The sequence below is a fragment of the Flavobacterium micromati genome (assembly GCF_900129585.1).
Taxonomy (GTDB): Bacteria; Bacteroidota; Bacteroidia; order Flavobacteriales; family Flavobacteriaceae; genus Flavobacterium; species Flavobacterium micromati.
This window is the reverse complement of the sequence record NZ_FQWF01000008.1, coordinates 93,205-112,945: the sequence shown is the minus strand read 5'-3', so window position 1 is coordinate 112,945 and position 19,741 is coordinate 93,205. Positions and strand designations below refer to the sequence as shown.

Genomic DNA, 19,741 nt, shown 5'->3' with positions numbered 1-19,741 from the left:
ATGTACCACATTAGTTTGAGCAGAACATAACTGTTTGACGATTAGTAACAAAAAGATACTCAAAAATTAGGTGAGTGGGCCCTTAAATCGATTTCAGATAATTCTAAAATTATTGGAAATCCAATTACTAGTTTTACAACAAATATTATTCTAAAGAAAGACGGCTCATTTAATAAATTATATTCAGAAAACGGAATCCCAAAACAGTACAGTAATGAGAAAAGAAATGAAAATTAATTTTGAAAGATTAAAAACCTATTTTAATTCCATAGGGTTTAATGAAAGTATTCATTACGAACATAATTATGATTTTGATTTTTATAAAAAAACGGATGACTTAGTTTACTTAGTAACTCTTAGATATGGAATAAGAAATAGATTTTTTTATGTGGGTAGTACATTTTTTGCATCGATAAATTCAAATAAAGTTAATTGCATTTTAGAAAAGTTTACATATATAAAAGGCGTTAACGAAGATACATTACTTGCTTTTCCCAATTACAATAAAAACATTGATGACGAAACTCTCGATCAACTTAAAAACCAACCCATACAAACCGAAGAAGATTTTCAGGTTGCGTTAGGCATTATTGCAACACATATAGAAACTTATGTTTTGCCTTTTTTTGCCAAAGTAACCAACCTACAAACTATCAATGATGAAGTTATAAATAAAGTTCCTCAACAAGATTATACGAAATATATTAAAGGAAGTACAACTTACAAAGTATTAATAATTATGAAATTATGTCATAATACTAAATTTGATGAATTTAAAAATTGGGCTTTAGAAGCCTATGAAAAAGAAATTCCTAATGATCCTGAAGGTTGGACAGAGGCATTAATGGATTTAAAATCTCTTATAATGTATTTAGAAAATGGTCAGTATCAAGAATGTTTAACATTAAAAGAATAGGGATGTACTGCATTAGTTGGAGCAGAACATAACTGTTTGACGATTAGTAACAAAAATATTTAAAACAGGAGTATAGTAATTTTAAAAGTAAGGAGATAAACATCAAAAATAAACGTCTACATAAACTAAAAACGAAGTGGTTGATGAAAAAAAGAGATATAAAAACTGTAAATGGAAAAAGCAGTATTGCAGTACATGGTCAAAAAATTACATAAAGTTACGCAGTGTTACAATAGCATTTGCATTTTAAAAAGCAACAAAACCTATTCTAGATTATTCCGCTAGCTATCGGAATCGCAAAGCTCTGGCCATTTGCGCAATGGTGAGATAGAATTCTAAATATGCCAGAAAATTAAATGTAATTAAAATGAAAGCAATAACACAATTTGATTGTATACAAAATGAGATTTATAGTAATGGATGTGTAAAAATAATTACTGACGGTATTGCAGATATTAAAACTGAATTGTTAAGACCTCAGCTAAAATTAAATTGGATATTTGATAATGAAAAGACGATTTTCACAAAAGAATTAAGCACATGGACATCTTACTTAGGTCCTCGATTTTCAAAAAAAGAATTTCTTTTTTTAAAAAACACCTACGATTTTGAACTTGAAGAGTTTAAAGATAATTTGTATAGCAAATTAAGCATCAATCCATTATACACATCACCAGGGACAATTGAGTTTATAGAATATCAAGATAAAGAATACCTTATCATTAAATTTAATCGGTGGCAGCATGATTACCAACCACGTGGAGCGGGCGAAGATCAATTAGGGGAAGACATCACCTACATACACGGTATTTGGGAAGACCCTTTATTAACAGATGAAATCATAAAAAAAATAAAAGCACAATGACAATTATTGATAAAATAACATTTGTTCTACTCTTACAATTTTTTTTTCATCTAGTAAAAGAATTAGGAGAGTGGATTCTTAAAACTGGCCTCAAAGACGCAATTATAGGAAAAAGCATTGTAGCTCTTTTAAAAGATTCTAAAATCATGAAAGACGGTTCTTTGATTAAATTATATTATGAAAACGGTACTCCAAAAACAATTAGATAATGGCAAAAATAGAGCGAATAACATTTGAAAAAATATCTAGATATTTTGAGAATTTAGATTTTGTAGATTTATTTTTTGATGAAAATTCTAAAAGTTTTGAATTTATCAAAAATTGTAATGATGTAAAATATTTTGTAAGGATTACTTATTTTTTAGATAAAGGGAAAATCAGCTTAAATACCAGAATACCATATTATATTTTTTCAAACAAAGTTAATTGCATTTTAGAAAAGTTTACATATACAAAAGGCGTTTACGAAGATACATTACTGGCTTTTCCCAATTACAATAAAAACATTGATGACAAAACTCTCAATCAACTCAAAAACCTATACATACAAACCGAAGAAGATTTTCAACTTGCGTTAGGCATTATTGCAACACATATAGAAACTTATGTTTTGCCTTTTTTTGCCAAAGTACCCAACCTACAAACCATCAATGATGAAGTTATAAATAAAGTTCCTCAACAAGATTATACTAAATATATAAAAGGAAGTACAACTTACAAAGTATTAATTATAATGAAATTATGTCATAATACTAAATTTGATGAATTTAAAAATTGGGCTTTAGACGCTTACGAAAAAGAAATTCCTAAAAATCCTGAGAAATGGACAAAGGCATTAATGGATTTAAAATCTCTTATAATGTATTTAGAAAGTGGTCAATATCAAGAATGTCTAACACCAAAAGAATAGGATGTACTGCATTAGTTCAATCAGAACATAACTGTTTAACGATTAATAACAAAAATATTTAAAACAGGAGTATAGTAATTTTAAAAGTAAGGAGATAAACATCAAAAATAAACGTCTACGTAACTAAAAACGAAGTGGTTGATAAAAAAAAGAGATATAAAAACATTAAATGGAAAAAGCAGTATTGCAATACATGGTCAAAAAATTACATACAGTTACGCAGTATTACAATAGCATTTGCATTTTAGAAAGCAACAATACCGCTCCGCAAAGTTTCCAACTTTGAGGATGTGAATTTCAGTTTTAAACTGACCTTAATATTCAAGTACACGAAATGCTTTTTTACTGATACCTTCTTAAAAATTCAAAGACAAATGAAAATTTATGAGCCTTCACGTTGATTATTGTAGACAGCTTTTACTAATTGAAAAATCCAAAAAAGAATTTGTGCCCTTACTATTTTAACAAATTTTCATCAATCCAAACAAATCGCTATGGTACCCATTTAACAATAATATCCTATTTTTACCCAACTTAATATAACCGAATAAATAGAATCTTTTAAAAATGCGTAAAATAGTAAAATCTAAATTATAGTACATTGAGCGAATCGACACCAAATAATAATAACTTTATCTTATATACCGCGCTTGATGGATCTGTAAAGATTGAAGCTTATATTCAAGATGAAACTATTTGGCTCACTCAGCAAAAAATTGCAGATGTTTTCGGAGTCACAAAATCAACAATTAGTGAGCACCTTACCAATGTTTTTGATAGTGGAGAATTAGACAAAGAAGCAACTGTTCGGAAAATCCGAACAGTTCAAAAAGAAGGACAAAGAGAGGTAACCCGAAATTTAGAGTACTATAATTTAGATGCAATTATTTCAGTTGGATACCGCGTAAACTCCAGCAAAGCAACACAATTCCGTATTTGGGCGACCAATACCCTTAAGCAGTACATTATTAAAGGTTTTGCTATGGATGATGAACGTTTAAAACAAGGAGCAACCACATTTGGTAAAGATTATTTCAAGGAACTATTAGATAGAGTTCGTTCTATTCGAGCTAGCGAGCGCAGAATATACCAACAAATAACTGATATTTTTGCAGAATGTAGTATTGATTACGATCCAAAATCCGAAGTAACCAAAAACTTTTACGCTACGGTTCAAAACAAATTCCACTTTGCAATTACAGGCAAAACAGCAGCCGAAATCATTTATTTGAAAGCCGATAGTTCAAAACCACAAATGGGATTAACCACTTTTAAAAATGCACCAGACGGAAGGATTTTAAAGTTAGACACAGAAATAGCCAAAAACTATCTCGAAGAAAAAGAAATTAAACAGTTAGAGCGTACCGTTTCAGGTTATTTTGATTATATCGAAAATCTGATTGAACGTAGAAGTACTTTTACAATGAAAGCCTTGGCAGAAAGCGTAAACAAGTTTTTAAGTTTTAATGAATACAAAGTTCTAGAAGGTTTAGGAACAATTTCTCATCAACAAGCCATTGATAAAGCATCTAACGAATACGATAGCTTTAGTAAAACACAAAAAATAAGTTCTGACTTTGACAAGCAGATTAAAGGATTAAAATAGAATTCAAAAAAAATTGAATGACGTCTTATACATGTAAACAACGATAGTATATCAAAAAACATTTTAGGCAAAAAATGGGCTGAAAAATCAGGAGAGAACTATAAATATTTTATGGTATTTGAGAATAAAAACGTTGAGGGATGTTATACAGCTAAAAACTTTTTGGAGATTATTGGGGCTTTGTAAAAATTTATTAAGGAAGAAAGTGAAAGAAGATGAAGAAATAATTGGAATTACGGGACCAATAGTAGATTTATTCAACAAAGAATTGACACAAGAAGAGTGGAATGCTTTAGCTATAGTTCACAGAATGACTAATAGATTATGCTTAGGGATAAGGTTTGACTGGAAAAGTTCAATTGATGTGAAATCTCAGACGACACCTCAAATAGTTGACGAAAGTGTGTTTTTAGATCGAAAAAAATAAACTAGGACTAAGCTAAAACAGTTTAAATGAAATAAGATTGAAAAAATCTTAAATAAAAATTAGCCCACCTTTTTTGTTCCCCAATAAAAGCAAAAAACCTCTCAATCATACGATTAAGAGGCTTTTGTACACGGAGCCGGAGTCGAACCGGCACGGTTTCCCACAGGTGTTTGAGACCAGTGCGGCCACCAATTCCGCCATCCGGGCTTAGCAGACATGAAATAATAAAACAATTATCAACTTAATATATTATTTAAATTAGAGAGACTAAATAAAAAAGTATAATTTTACTTTGAAAGTTTTTCTTTCAAAAAAAAGTTATTAACAAATCACAATTCTTATTTGATGGTTATTTGACTAAAAGACACTTTTAAAATTTAAAGCCCAATAAAATCAAGGGTTTCTTATTTGATGGTTATTTGATTATGGAAGAAAAAAAGTTAATAAATATTGTAAATGATTTAGTTAAACAGCCTAACGAAAGTGAATGGGTGGAGTTTAAATTGAATTATCATTCCGCTGAGGAAATCGGTGAACGCATTTCTGCTGTAGCAAATGGAGCTTGTTTACATAACCAACCTTTTGGTTATCTAATTTTTGGTATCGAAGATAAAACTCATAAAGTTGTAGGTACAACATTCAAAGCTAAAGTGGCTAAAAAAGGAGGAGAAGATTTAGAGAGCTGGTTAATAAATCGATTAGAACCAAAAATTGATTTTAGAATTCATCAATTCGAATATGAAAAAGACAAACTCCTTTCGTTATTCTGTATCCCAAGTGCAGAAAACAGACCAGTTTCCTTTTTACACATTCCCTATATCAGAGTATCAAGTTATACGAGAAAACTTGGAGACTTTTCAGAGAAAGAAGGCAAAATTTGGAGAAAATCACCAACAAAACCATTAGAAAATCTAATTGCAAAACATAACGTTACTTTATCAGACATAATAAGCTTATTGAATACACAAACTTATTTTGATTTATTAAAACTACCCTATCCAAATACTCAAGATGCTGTAATTGAAAAATTTATAACCGAAAAATTCATAAAAAGAAATAGAGATTTATATGACATAACGAAACTTGGTGCTTTACTATTAGCAAAAAACCTTGAAGAATTCGAAGAGATCGGGAGAAAAGCAGTTCGTGTTATTGTTTATAAAGGAAAAAACAAAGTTGAAACCATACGTGAGCAAATAGGAAAAAGAGGATATGCAATTGGATTCGATGGTCTAATAGAATGGATAAATGGTCAATTACCAGCCAACGAGGAAATTGGGAGAGCCTTTAGAAAAGAAACTAGAATGTATCCTGAAATAGCAATAAGAGAATTGGTAGCAAATGCTCTTATACACCAGGATTTCAATGAAAAAGGATTTCCTATGATTGAAATTTTTTCCGACAGAATAGAAATATCAAATCCTGGCCTACCTTTAATTACTCCTCAACGTTTTATTGATGAATATATTTCAAGAAATGAAAAGCTAGCTGATGTTTTACGAAGATTTGGAATGTGCGAAGAAAAAGGAAGCGGAATTGACAAAGTGATTTTTTACAATGAAATGTATCAACTTCCTGCAGTTGATTTTATTATTTCAGAAAAGAGAACTAGGATAACTATGTTTAGTTACAAAGAATTAAATTCTTTAGATAAAAAGGACAAAGTCAGAGCCTGTTACCAACATGCTTGCTTACGATATGTATCAAATGACATAATGACAAATCAAAGTTTAAGAGAGCGTTTTCAAATAGAAGAGCAAAATTCCGCAATTGCTTCACGAATAATTAAAGAAACTATTGTTGAAGGCTTAATAAAAGACGACGACCCAAATAGTAACTCTCGTAAGTATAAAAAATACATACCATTTTGGGCTTAATATATTCTTTTTAAAAATTGTTAAAGATTATCCATCATATACAATTACAAATTAGGCTTTAAAATTAATCTACAAAATAGTTGTTAAAAGCAAAAAACCTCTCAATCATACGATTAAGAGGTTTTTAATGTACCCGGAGCCGGAGTCGAACCGGCACGGTTTCCCACAGGTGTTTGAGACCAGCGCGTCTACCAATTCCGCCATCCGGGCTTAGCAGACATGAAATAACAACAGCTATTTCAACGCAATAAAAGAACGATTGTATTTAATCAACCATCATTTCCTTTAACACGCTGCAAATGTAAAAAATAATATTAAATGTTCCACTAAAAATACTTAATTATTTCCTTTCAGAGTTGAATAAATTTTATAAATTTGCACCTCGTTAAAAACATAACACACAACTAACTACATTCGAGGTAAATACAAACCTAAAGTTATTGATAATTGATATAGCTCAACAGTTTGCAGCGCAGCGAAATAAAAAACAACAAATTAAATGTCACACCTAGAACCAGAAGCGAAAATTTTTGCTTGTTCACAAAGTGTCTATCTTGCTGAAAAAATAGCAAAACAATACGGAATTCCATTAGGGAAAATCACAATGTCAAAATACAGTGACGGTGAATTTCAGCCTTCTTACGAAGAGTCTATAAGAGGATTACGAGTATTTATTGTTTGCTCCACTTTTCCATCAGCAGATAATTTAATGGAATTATTATTAATGATTGATGCCGCTAAACGCGCTTCAGCACGACATATAACGGCTGTCATTCCTTATTTTGGTTGGGCGAGACAAGATAGAAAAGACAAACCAAGAGTTCCAATAGGAGCTAAACTAGTTGCTAATTTATTAGATGCTGCGGGAGCAACAAGAGTAATGACAATGGATTTGCACGCTGACCAAATTCAGGGATTCTTTGAAAAACCAGTAGATCACCTTTTTGCATCGACTATCTTTTTACCTTATGTGAAAAGTTTAGGTTTAGACAACTTGACTATCGCTTCGCCAGATATGGGTGGTTCAAAAAGAGCTTATGCCTATTCTAAATTTTTAGAGTCTGATGTGGTAATTTGTTACAAACAAAGAAAAGAAGCTAACATTATCGATACCATGGAACTAATTGGTGAGGTAAAAGGAAAAAATGTAATCTTAGTAGATGACATGATTGATACCGGAGGCACTTTGGCGAAAGCCGCTGATTTAATGATCGAAAAAGGAGCATTGAGCGTAAGAGCGATTTGCACACACGCCATTTTATCAGGAGACGCCTACGAAAAAATAGAGAATTCCAAATTATTGGAATTAATAGTTACCGATTCCATTCCGTTAAAAAGAGAATCAAAAAAAATCAGAGTATTGAGTTGCGCACCACTATTTGCAGATGTAATGCACATGGTACATCACAATAACTCTATAAGTGGGAAGTTTATAATGTAATAGTTAAGTCCTTAGTTTTTTAGTACCTAGTCCCTAGTGAACTAAAATCTTTTAAGGATTAAACAAACTAAGGACTGAGCACTAAGAACTAAAATCTAAGGACTAAGGACTAAAAACTAAGGACTAAGTACTAAGAACTAGAAAAATAACAATATTAATAACTATAATAAATTTACAATGAAATCGATTACAATTAAAGGATCAGAAAGAGAAAGCGTGGGCAAAGTTGCGACTAAAGCCTTACGTAATGCTGGATTGGTTCCTTGCGTATTATACGGAGGAAATCAGGCAGTTCATTTCTCAGCAGAAGTTATGGCATTTAAAAACTTGGTTTACACTCCAAACGCACACACAGTTGTGATTGAACTTGGAAACGGTAAAACATTCAGTGCAATTTTGCAAGACATTCAGGTTCACCCGGTGTCTGACAAAATTTTACACATTGACTTCTTTCAATTATTTGATGACAAAGAAATCACTATGGAAGTTCCTGTGAAAATTGTTGGAAAGTCAAAAGGAGTTATGGCAGGTGGAGATTTACGTTTGAACACACGTAAACTTAAAGTAAAAGCGTTACCAAAAAATCTTCCTGATTTTATCGAAGCTGATATTACTCCGCTAGACATGGGTAACAAGCTTTACGTTACTAAAGTTGCTTCGCCTGATTACAAAATCATGCACCCAGACAACACAGTAATTGCTCAAGTGAAGATTTCTCGTGCGGCTATGAAAGCAGCTCAAGAAGCAGCAAAAGCAGCAAAAGCTCCAGTAAAAGGAAAGAAAAAATAATATTTTTTCAAGCATATTTAAAAGCATCAGTTCTTCAACTGATGCTTTTTTTTGTTTAATTTTTACTTCTTTATTTATTAGGAGCAGCTGTTTTGTTTTCATAACAACTATCGTCCCGCTTTTCAGTGCAATCTTTTTGTTCGCCTAGCGGCTTACAAAAAGGATTTTCCTTGCAATCGGGGCTAGTTTAGACGTTCTGTTTTTAAAAAGACTTTTTAGTAAAAACCGAGTCAATTAAGAGCATTAACAAACTACAATTTTACTATTATCGGCTTATTTTTTCACTCCGAAGAACGAGGAATTTCCACAATATTCGACTGCATGTGTTATCCTATATTTATGAATCTTTTTCTAAACATTTGAAGCAGGCGTTTTTGTTTTCATAACAACTTTCGTCCCGCTTTTCAGTGCAATCTTTTTGTTCGCCTACCGGCTTACAAAAAGGATTTTCCCTGCAATCGGGGCTAGTTTAGACGCTCTGCTTTAAAAAGACTTTTTAGTAAAAACCGAGTCAGTTAAGAGCGTTAACAAACTACAATTTTACTATTATCGGTTTATTTTGTCATTCCCTGGAACGAGGAATCTCCACAATATTCGGCTATATTGCTTGAGCTATTTTTGTAAATCATAATTTTATGAGCATAAATTCAATGGCTTATCAATATCTAATACCATTTATGTTTTGAATTTACCGTTAATAAGAATTGAAATTTTTCCGGTTGAGCAGGTCTTCATTATTGTAATGAAGCACGAAACGTTGTTTGTAAATCGTTCGTAATCTCGACTGCGCTCGATTTGACAAAAATAGGACAGTACTTTCAAAGACTATTTGGTATAAACTAAATGGTAGTCGCTCAAAATTTAAAAAACCGTATTCGACTAAAAATCCAATTGTTTTACGGCAGCATCTCAACTGAAATAATGCAAACATATATTCCCACAATAGCTAATTAAGTTTACTTTTGCAGCATGATAAAATGGATAAACAAACTGTTTTCATCTGCAAAAACAGAAGACAATAAATCTAAAATGAAGAAATATTTAATCGTTGGTTTAGGCAACATAGGTGCTGAATACGTTAATACACGCCATAACATAGGCTTCAAGGTGGTAGATTTTTTAGCTCGAAAGGAAGGAGTCTCTTTTGAAACCGTTAAACTTGGTGCTCTAGCCGAATACAAATTTAAAGGCAGAACTTTTTTACTACTAAAACCAAATACCTATATGAATTTAAGCGGTAAGGCAGTTCAGTATTGGATGGAGAAAGAAAAAATTCCGTTGGAAAATATTTTTGTGATTACAGATGATTTGAATCTGTCTTTTGGAAGTATTCGCATCAGACCTAAGGGAAGTGATGGCGGACACAACGGATTAAAAAATATCAATCTAGTTTTAAACACGCAAGCTTATGCTCGCTTCCGTTTTGGTATCAGTGATGAATTCAAGAAAGGAAAGCAAGTAGATTATGTACTTGGAGATTGGGACGATGCTGAAAAAACAGCACTTTCCGAACGTCTGGAAATAGCATCAGAAATTATAAAATCCTTTGGAACAGCAGGCTTAGAAAACACAATGACTACATTTAATGGAAAATAAATTGGCAACAATAACAAACGCTAAAGAAATTTATTTAATTTTATTCGAAATTTGTACTGCAATTATACCCAATTCCTATTAATTAACTTATTTGCGAAATCGTGTGGGAAATCCAACTTCGATTCAACAAGATGCTAGAATCTGATTATATGAAAAAAATTACGTTTTTGTTCTCAATAGTACTGTATTTTTTGGGTCACAGTATTTTCGCGCAAGTAGTTGGTACTCGTGAGGTCAATCTTTTTGGCAAAAAGGAAACAATTAAAAATGGATCTGTAATACGCTGCGCTAGCACCCAGTATGAAGAATTTCTAAAATCAAAAAAGACAAATAGACTTTCAAAAACCGATTTTGAAAATTGGATTACTCCAAAAGTGCTTGAAAGCAAGAAAAAACAAAGCGAATCAAAAGGATTTCGAACTAATGTGCTAATCACTATTCCAGTCGTGGTACACGTAATCCACAACGGAGATGTTATTGGCGGAGATGAAAATATATTTGATGAGCAAGTCATCTCTCAAATACGGGTGCTAAATGAAGACTTTAGACGCAGAGTGAGCACGCCAGGATTCAATTCAGACGCGGTGGGAGCAGATACAGAAATTGAGTTTGCGCTCGCAAAGAGAGATCCAGCGGGAGTTTTATCTAACGGAATTGACCGTGTTAGTCTTACTCAGGAAAACTGGTCATTAGAAGATATTGATGCTATTGTAAAACCACAAACAATTTGGAATCCTGAAAAATATCTAAATATATGGGTGGTTAAATTTAGTGATCAAACAGTCTTAGGATATGCTCAATTCCCAAGTCAGTCAGGTCTTAGCGGAATTAATGCAAATGAAGGAATAGCTGCAACTGATGGCGTGGTGATAGGATATAGATTTTTTGGTTCTTCAAGCTATTTTGCTGCAGGTACTTATGGTGCTGATTATGATAAAGGTAGGACTACAACTCACGAAGTAGGGCACTGGTTGGGATTAAGACATATTTGGGGAGATGGCGAGGTAGGAAAAGTAGACGGCTGTACAGTTGATGACTTTTGTAACGACACACCTAATGCAAAAGAGGCTAATGAAGGCTGCCCAACAAGAATTGTTGACTCCTGCCCAGATTCAGCTGGTGTAGATATGTTTAGAAATTACATGGATTACACTGATGATGCTTGTATGAACATTTTTACGGCCGACCAAAAGTTGCGAATGACAACAGTACTAAACAATTCAGCAAGAAGAGTATCATTGAAAAATTCTGATGCGCTAACTGCTGGAACCGTATTTACAAATGACGCATCTATTTTAATTGTCAAATTAAACCTGACTTCCTGCAGCAACTCATTTGCTCCGGTACTTAAAATAGTCAATAAAGGCAGTGCTACTATAACTTTGGCTACAATCCGTTTTGGTATTGATAATGCGAACTTTCGCACTGTTAATTGGACTGGAAATTTGGCGCCTGGCGAAACTGAAAACATTACTTTAAATAGTTTGACAACAATAGGTGGAAATCATTCTTTTATTGCTGAGATTCTTACGGTAAATGGCACGACAGACCAGAATAATAATAACAATACTGAAACTTTAAAATTTAGCATTGTAAAATCTTATGCAACGACGTCAATAAATTTTGTATTACAAAGAGATTTCTTTGGACAGGAAACAACTTGGACACTAAAAAATACTTTGGGAACAACGGTATTTGAAGGTGGTCCTTACACTAATACCTCAGAAAGCGCTCCTCTTCCTGCTCCATTTCAAACCACTTTTAATTTAATTAATAACGAATGTTACACTTTTACAATTGAAGACACAGAAGAAGACGGTATTTGTTGTGAGTATGGAAATGGTTCTTATACGTTAACAACTCCAACTGGCGAAATTATTGCATCTGGTGGTGAATTTGGCGCAAGCGAATCAACAAGTTTTAGAATTGATTCGTTAGGAAATTCCGAAGTTAAACGTTTCAGTTCATTAATTTTATATCCAAATCCGGCGTCAACTTTCATCAATATTTTTGCCGAAAACAAACTCGAAATTCCAGAAATGTATACCCTAATTAATAATTTAGGACAAATTATAGAATCCAAAACGCTAATCACTTCTGAAGATCTTGAAATAAATGTTTCTGGACTTTCGAAAGGTATTTATTTCTTGAAACTAACTAAAAATAATTTTGAGACAAAGACAATACAGTTTATAAGAAACTAAATGTGGTGTATTCAACTAAAAAGGTTCGAAGTTTTCAATCCTTTTTAAATATTTTCAATTAGGTTCACTTAAATTTGCGCTATTATAAAACAGATACTTTGAAGATTTTTCATTCTATAAACGATTTTAGTTCTACAAAAAAAACTATTATAACCCTAGGCACATTTGATGGCGTTCATATTGGGCATAAAAAAATACTAGATAAAGTAATACAAAATGCGGCTACAAAAGATTACGAAAGTTTAGTTCTTACTTTTTATCCACATCCTAGAATGGTTTTACAAAGCGATTCTGATATTAAATTGTTGAACACAATAGATGAAAAAATCGAATTACTGGAAAAAATTGGACTTGACAATTTAGTAATCCACCCTTTCAACGAAGCTTTTTCAAGATTGACTTCCGAAGAATTTGTAAAAAATATTCTTGTAGATAGATTAAATATTCACAAGATAATAATAGGCTATGATCACCGTTTTGGCCGAAATCGAACTGCTAATATTGATGACCTTATCACTTTTGGACAGCAATATGATTTTAAAGTAGAGCAAATATCAGTACAAGAAATTAATGAAATCTCCGTTAGTTCCACTAAAATTAGAAATGCATTACTGGAAGGCAACATGACCTTAGCTAACGATTATTTAGGATATAATTACTTTTTAACCGGAACTGTAGTCATTGGAAAACAACTAGGAAGAACTATTGGTTTTCCGACTGCTAATGTGCAAATCGAGGAAAATTATAAATTGATACCACTGAATGGTGTTTACATAGTAAAAAGTATTTTTGATCAAAAAACTATTTTTGGAATGATGAATATTGGATTTAATCCAACAGTTTTAGGAAAAGAACGATCAATTGAGGTTCATTATTTTGATTTTGATGCTAATTTATACGATCAAAAAATAAGCGTTTCTGTGCTGCACCGCATTAGATCTGAACAAAAATTCCCTTCAGTTGATCTTTTGAAGGAACAACTTGAGAAAGATAAAAATGCAGCGCTACGCTTTTTAAATTTCTAAACACTTTGATTTTTCAATAGATATTTTCATTTTTTGTCGTAAATTCGGTTTTGATACACTGTTCTTCAATCAATTATTTCTGAATCTTAAAAACATTGCTATGAAAATACCGAAAGAGTTAATAAATGGATTCATAATATTTTTAGGAATAGGAATTTTTTTCTTGGTGCTCGAGGCCTTGGGCTTCGCCGATAATTATTTACTGCGCTTCTTCAATATAATTTTTATATTTTATGGAACGATACGAACGTTACGATCTAATTTCCGTGAAGGAAATAAATCATTACCGTTAAATGCGGTTTCTGCTGTGTATACCTCATTTTCAGGTGTTCTTTTAAGTGTTCTTGGATTGATTATTTTTATCACTATTAAGGGAGGCGATGCTTTTATAGAAACGCTTTCGAGAAATTTCCTTTTTGGAGGAACTCCGTCAGTAGTAAAATATTCTTTTTCCTTACTGCTGGAGGGATTTGTATCAGCAGGGCTCGTTTCATTTTTATTGATGTTGTATTGGGATCCAAAATACAAATCTGATAAACATGGTGCTAAAAAAATAGAAAAGTAGTTAGTAAAATATGATCTAAAATGCAGGTTTTGTGATTATTTTCTAATTTAATTAAAAATACTTGCAAAGCACTCCCATTAATGAACCACATAATACTTTCGATCATCCCCTAGCTTATGAATTTTTTTTTCTACTTCTTTTAACTGAACTCGCACAATCGGCTTACGAGGCAATGAAAATAATAAAAGACGGATTTGCTTAGCGTCTTCTTACTTTTTTAGAACTATTTAATTACTTTTACGCTTCATAAAATCATATCAATGAGCATTACAAGACATAATTGGACAAAAGACGAAATTATCGCAATATATAATAAACCTATGATGGACTTGCTTTATGAAGCAGCTTCTATTCATAGAGAACATCACGATCCAAATGTGGTGCAAGTATCGACTTTACTTTCAATAAAAACAGGTGGATGTCCAGAAGATTGCGGATATTGTCCACAAGCTGCAAGATATCATACCGAAATTGAAGGAAACGACCTAATGTCAGTGAGCCAAGTAAAAGCGCAAGCTTTGCGTGCAAAATCTAATGGTTCCTCCCGTGTGTGTATGGGAGCCGCTTGGAGAAATGTTAAAGACGGTCCAGAATTTGACCAAGTACTAGAGATGGTTCGCACCATAAACAAGCTGGAAATGGAAGTGTGCTGCACACTAGGAATGATTACTGAAAACCAAGCCCATCGATTGGCCGAAGCTGGTTTGTATGCGTACAACCATAATCTAGATACTTCTGAGGAATATTATAAAGAAGTTATTTCAACACGCGGATTTGAAGATCGTTTACAAACCATCGCAAATGTTCGAAAAACAAATGTTACTGTTTGCAGTGGTGGAATTATAGGTATGGGCGAAAGCATTGACGACAGAGCCGGAATGCTTGTCGCGCTTTCTACTTTGAATCCACAACCTGAATCAGTGCCTATAAATGCACTTGTAGCTGTCGAAGGAACACCGCTTGAAGAAGAGAAACCAGTTGAAATTTGGGAAATGATACGAATGGTTGCGACTTCCAGAATCATTATGCCTGAAACTCAAGTTCGATTATCAGCGGGAAGAATGAATATGAGCCGCGAAGGTCAAGCCATGTGCTTTTTTGCGGGTGCCAATTCCATTTTTGCTGGAGATAAATTGTTGACAACACCAAATCCTGATGTCAATGAAGATATGAAAATGTTTGAAATGCTAGGATTAAATCCACAAAAAGCATTTACAAAAGTTTCACAACCACAAACTGTTGAAGCTTCTGACTCCCAGTTTGCACCATTAGGCGAAAAACCAAAATGGTCAAGACCAGAGCACAAAATTGAAAGAAATTTAGAAGCTTCTACAAAAGGAAAATCGTAGTTAATATTTTAAGAAAAAAAATATACAGTAGAAAAGCTAATTAAAAATGCTTCTAGTAAATAATCTAGGAGCATTTTTTTTGGTCAATTATTTTTAATAATACATAATGCTTTACACATTTTATTCATGAACTAAAATTTTCTTTGAAACACTTTCCCCATTTTCAAATCCTATTTTGACAATTAAAACCTGATCATTAGCCATCAATTTAGAATCTAAAAAATCTTTCCCTGAGAGATTATTTTTTTGATAAATTTGCTGGCCAGCTAAATTGTAAATTTGAATTTTATCTAAATTTAACTCCGCTGATTTCACTTTTAATAAAGTATTTTTAATTGAAACAAATACATTGTTTTCTAGATGCTCAAAGTCAGTTACATCTAAAATTTTATTAATATATCGTAGCATAAATCGATCATTAAAAGTTCCAATTTTTGTATCAAATGTATAATCTGAACGCTGTAAATCAACAATTACGTTGTCCAATTTATCTTCCAGAAACACGGGTTGATTTAGAAATAGACCATCGACTTGATCTATCGAAATAGTAAAAGAACCTGCGACGGTAGTTTTATAACCAAGCGAAATACTATCAGATTCATCAAATGGAAGCGCTCTTCCTTGAATTACTAGATTTCTATCTTGAATAATACTATAAAAATCTATGAACTGATTCCCGTTGAAACTCTGACCATCAAATGCACTGTCATATTCATTAGTACTACCTGCTGCGTACCCAATCAAAGTTTGCTTAAATGCTCCTCCAGCATTAGATAGATTTAGCCAAATACGATGTTTTTCAAAAGCGTTAAATTTTAAATTCTTCTGAGCCTTTGTTCTAAAAAAAGTTGAATTTTGCTCAATAATTCTCATACTATTATTAAAAATCACTGATCCATTATCACTGCTACTTTTAGTGAAAAATGCCTGCCCAGAAGCAATTTTCCCTTCTGGTTTATTATTACTAACACCTGAGCTTATAGATGCGCTAGTACCAACACCTCCCAAGAGATTATAAACTGCATAATCATCTGAGGTGTATGCATTATTAGTAATAGGGGTGTTGTGTGTCCAAAAATATAATGTGCCATCTATAACACCAGTATTTCTATTAATGAATGAATCTGCTTCTATTGCTGAGGGGTACGGATTACCAATGAGATTGAATGAATTACTTTGCCCGATGGGACTGGCTATATTTCCATTATTTGGAACACCAATAAAAACAGCTTGAAAAATCGCACGAACTGAATCTGAAAACGTTTGAGGACCACGAATGATGTATCCCTTCGCTGTTTGCATAACATTTGTCATATTTTCTAAAAACCAAGATTGACTTGTAGCAGTAAAAGAATAAAATTTATCAGATAAAGTATTTGGAGATAAATCGATCAATCTTTGGTTTGTAACAGGAGCGGACCAGTAACTATAATCAGTTCTGATGATTGGAGTTGTATTCCTCTTTAAATTTACAATTCCCGAGTTTACGATGCTATCATCTGATTGATAAAGAGACGCATTATTTTCCATTATCAAAGTTCCCGCACCAGAATAATCTAATGACAAGCCTAATGTCACCCCATCATTTATTGTTACTGTACTTCCCGCTCCTATAGTGCAAGAACACGAGCTGATTGTACTTGCAAAGGTGTAATTTCCATTAAACATCAATAATTTACTTGGCGAAGGTCCACCATTGCTCCATGAAGTCCCGTTCCACGCCGAACTATCTGTGCAAATTCTTAATCGTGCAATTCGATGTTTTGTTATTCCAGAAACAGAATTAAAGTTACCTCCAATTATGATCTTAGCATCTTGCGTAAAGCAAATACTAAACAAGGAGGCATTTAAATTTGCGATAAAAGTTCCATCGCGTTGTCCATCTGATAGAAGTCGGACCAAACGCCTTACAGCAATTCCATCGTAGGTTCCAGAAAAAGATCCACCTATCAATAACCGCTGATCTGGCTGAACTAAAATGGATCTAATTTCACCATTACTAAATCCAGCACCAATATTAAAACTAGTATCATGAGCTCCTAAGGAAGATAATCTAATAATTCTTCGTCTCGCTGGAATGCCATTGAACGCTGTGAAGGATCCACCAACAATGATTCTACCGTCTGCTTGAATTGCTATTGCCAAAACATTTCTATCAAATCCCACTCCTATTGTAAAAGTAGGATCTAAGCTTCCATCTGGATTTAATCGAATTAGTTTATTGTGAGAAGCTCCATTGAAATTTGAAAACCGACCGCCTATGAGAATTTTGCCGTCGTTTTGGATCTCTATGGCTTCTATTGTTCCATCGGCACCATTACCTGTGTTGAAACTCGTATCGATAGCGCCATTTGATAATAATCGTACAATTCGGCCGGCCACTGTGCCGTTATAGCTTGTAAAACTACCGCCTACTATTATACTTCCGTCAGCTTGAATTGCCAGCGCATTCACTGTTGCGCTAAACCCTAAACCACTAAAAAAACTAGAGTCTATAGCACCATCAGGTATGATTCTGCAAATTCGATTTATGGTAACGCCATTGTAACTGTTGAAACTACCCGCAATAATAATTTTTCCATCCACTTGCACAACCGCCGCTCGCACAGTGCCACTAGCTCCTGCACCCAATGGATTATAAGTAGGGTCGGATGATCCATCCTCTAATAATCGTGTAACTCTGGCTGTATCTGATCCGTTAAACTTGGTAAAATTTCCAAAAGCCATTGTTTTATTGTCTGGTAATGAAATGACTTTTAAAACGGAATTGTCAAAGCCAACTCCCGATGGCAAAAAACCAATATCTAATGCACCGTCTTTGTCAATTTTGGCAAGCCGACCCTGATTTTGAGAATCAAACGAAGAAAAAGAACCAGCCACCAGCCACGACCCGTCAGTAATGGATGTTAAGGCAAGAACAGTTCCAGAGCCTGCACCGTTGCCAATGTCAAAGGAAGGAATTGCAATTCCATTACCATTTAATAAAATTAAGCGATTGACAGCTGTTCCATTGTAAGTTCCGGTGAAAGAACCGCCCACTAAAATTTCGCCAATCAAATTGACTTTAATGACCGAAACGTTACCGCCACTTACGCCCGAACCTATAATAAAACTGTTATCAATACTTCCATCTTGATTGAGCCGAATTATTCGATTCGCACTAACACCATTATAATTTATAAAATCCCCACCAATGAGAATTTTACCATCAACCTGCAGATCAATTGTTCTCACATCATCATTAAAGCCGGTTCCAATGCTAAAAGTAGTATCTATGGCACCATTTGGGTTTAATCGTACAATGCGGTTAGCGGCAGTACCATTGTAAGTCGTGAACGTCCCGCCAATAATTACCTTTCCATCAACTTGGACTTGCACGGTATTTACAGTACCGCTTGGCATTGCAGCAGTAATAAAGAAAGAATCTAGATTTCCATTTGGCAAAATCCTAGCTATTCTATTAACAGGTAATCCGTTATATGATGTAAAAGTACCTGCGATAATAAGGTTTCCATCGCTTTGACCTGCTATCGAACGAATAACCCCATTTACCGCACCAACTATCGAATTGAATGTTGCATCACGTGAACCATCAGTATTTAAACGAATTAAGCGCCCTGCGGCAGAGCCATTAAAAGAAGTAAAGGATCCGCCTAAGATTATTTTGCCATCAGCTTGGATCAACGAGGAATAAATTATTCCGTTAAAACCACTGCCTTGGATAAAGGAGGTATCTCTGGAACCGTCGGGCAGTAACCGGCATAAATAAGGGCTACTACCACCGTTAAAGTTTAGAAATGTTCCGCCTACAATTAATTTACCATCGGTCTGAGCATGAACTGTGTTTACGGTATTGTCAAAACCATCCCCTAGTACCCCACTATCAAAGGTATTAAAGGTGGCATCAACTGTTCCTTGTTGCGAATACACATTATTTAAAATTAAAGAACTAATGACAATTGCGAAATAAAGTAGTTTTGTTTTCAAATTTTAATAAAATTTAAATTAATACTAATTACTTAATTATCAGGGCTTAATAATTTTTTGATAAAAATATAAACATTCCGTCATTTTTGCAATACCCATATTTAGTGATATTTACATAATTTTAAAAAATTAAATTACAGAAAATCTAAAACGAAAAAATCCCATTTTGTTTTTAAACAAAATG

15 protein-coding genes and 2 tRNA genes are annotated in these 19,741 nt (G+C 33.3%); 14 read left to right on the top strand and 3 right to left on the bottom strand.

Going from position 1 to position 19,741, the window contains the following annotated elements; translation table 11 throughout:
• The first annotated feature begins 214 nt into the window (after positions 1-214).
• From BUB42_RS09910 to BUB42_RS09885, 6 genes are all read left to right on the top strand, one after another.
• Positions 215-916 (top strand): hypothetical protein, encoded by a 702-nt coding sequence (locus tag BUB42_RS09910; protein ID WP_073019731.1) that lies wholly within the window; start codon positions 215-217, stop codon positions 914-916.
• A 367-nt stretch (positions 917-1,283) separates the two neighbouring features.
• On the top strand, positions 1,284-1,781 hold the full coding sequence (locus BUB42_RS09905; RefSeq protein ID WP_073019729.1) for a hypothetical protein: 498 nt from the start codon (positions 1,284-1,286) through the stop codon (positions 1,779-1,781).
• Entirely contained in the window at positions 1,778-1,990 is a 213-nt protein-coding gene (locus BUB42_RS09900; RefSeq protein WP_073019727.1) for a hypothetical protein, read from the top strand. The genes BUB42_RS09905 and BUB42_RS09900 overlap by 4 nt, the downstream gene beginning before the upstream one ends.
• Entirely contained in the window at positions 1,990-2,691 is a 702-nt protein-coding gene (locus BUB42_RS09895) for a hypothetical protein (protein ID WP_073019725.1), read from the top strand. The genes BUB42_RS09900 and BUB42_RS09895 overlap by 1 nt, the downstream gene beginning before the upstream one ends.
• A gap of 601 nt (positions 2,692-3,292) precedes the next feature.
• Complete coding sequence (locus BUB42_RS09890; protein WP_073019724.1) at positions 3,293-4,297, top strand: virulence RhuM family protein; 1,005 nt, start codon at positions 3,293-3,295, stop codon at positions 4,295-4,297.
• A 205-nt stretch (positions 4,298-4,502) separates the two neighbouring features.
• On the top strand, positions 4,503-4,724 hold the full coding sequence (locus BUB42_RS09885; RefSeq protein ID WP_139257341.1) for a hypothetical protein: 222 nt from the start codon (positions 4,503-4,505) through the stop codon (positions 4,722-4,724).
• A 127-nt stretch (positions 4,725-4,851) separates the two neighbouring features.
• Here BUB42_RS09885 and BUB42_RS09880 read toward each other — a convergent pair.
• A tRNA-Leu gene (locus BUB42_RS09880) sits at positions 4,852-4,931 on the bottom strand.
• Positions 4,932-5,149: 218 nt separating this feature from the next.
• On the opposite strand from BUB42_RS09880, the gene BUB42_RS09875 reads away from it, so the two are divergent.
• Positions 5,150-6,601: an ATP-binding protein gene (locus BUB42_RS09875; RefSeq protein ID WP_073019720.1), complete on the top strand. Its 1,452-nt coding sequence runs from the start codon at positions 5,150-5,152 to the stop codon at positions 6,599-6,601.
• 130 nt (positions 6,602-6,731) lie between these two features.
• On the opposite strand, the gene BUB42_RS09870 is transcribed toward BUB42_RS09875, so the two are convergent.
• Positions 6,732-6,811: transfer RNA gene (locus BUB42_RS09870), tRNA-Leu, on the bottom strand.
• A 289-nt stretch (positions 6,812-7,100) separates the two neighbouring features.
• On the opposite strand from BUB42_RS09870, the gene BUB42_RS09865 reads away from it, so the two are divergent.
• From BUB42_RS09865 to bioB, 7 genes are all read left to right on the top strand, one after another.
• Positions 7,101-8,042, top strand: coding sequence for a ribose-phosphate pyrophosphokinase (locus BUB42_RS09865; RefSeq protein ID WP_073019718.1), 942 nt, complete (start codon positions 7,101-7,103; stop codon positions 8,040-8,042).
• Positions 8,043-8,219: 177 nt separating this feature from the next.
• A complete protein-coding gene (locus BUB42_RS09860) occupies positions 8,220-8,831 on the top strand; it encodes a 50S ribosomal protein L25/general stress protein Ctc (RefSeq protein WP_073019716.1) in 612 nt (203 codons plus the stop codon).
• A 969-nt stretch (positions 8,832-9,800) separates the two neighbouring features.
• Entirely contained in the window at positions 9,801-10,427 is a 627-nt protein-coding gene (gene pth, locus BUB42_RS09855; RefSeq protein ID WP_073019715.1) for an aminoacyl-tRNA hydrolase, read from the top strand.
• A 149-nt stretch (positions 10,428-10,576) separates the two neighbouring features.
• A complete protein-coding gene (locus BUB42_RS09850; RefSeq protein ID WP_170857214.1) occupies positions 10,577-12,631 on the top strand; it encodes a M43 family zinc metalloprotease in 2,055 nt (684 codons plus the stop codon).
• 98 nt (positions 12,632-12,729) lie between these two features.
• Positions 12,730-13,656 (top strand): bifunctional riboflavin kinase/FAD synthetase, encoded by a 927-nt coding sequence (locus BUB42_RS09845; protein WP_073019711.1) that lies wholly within the window; start codon positions 12,730-12,732, stop codon positions 13,654-13,656.
• A 100-nt stretch (positions 13,657-13,756) separates the two neighbouring features.
• Positions 13,757-14,221, top strand: a complete 465-nt coding sequence (locus BUB42_RS09840) for a hypothetical protein (RefSeq protein ID WP_073019710.1) — start codon at positions 13,757-13,759, stop codon at positions 14,219-14,221.
• A 260-nt stretch (positions 14,222-14,481) separates the two neighbouring features.
• Entirely contained in the window at positions 14,482-15,570 is a 1,089-nt protein-coding gene (gene bioB, locus BUB42_RS09835) for a biotin synthase BioB (protein WP_073019708.1), read from the top strand.
• Positions 15,571-15,690: 120 nt separating this feature from the next.
• Here the strand turns inward: bioB and BUB42_RS09830 are convergent, their stop codons facing one another.
• Positions 15,691-19,557, bottom strand: a complete 3,867-nt coding sequence (locus BUB42_RS09830; RefSeq protein WP_084118317.1) for a T9SS sorting signal type C domain-containing protein — start codon at positions 19,555-19,557, stop codon at positions 15,691-15,693.
• Between the last annotated feature and the right edge of the window lie 184 nt (positions 19,558-19,741).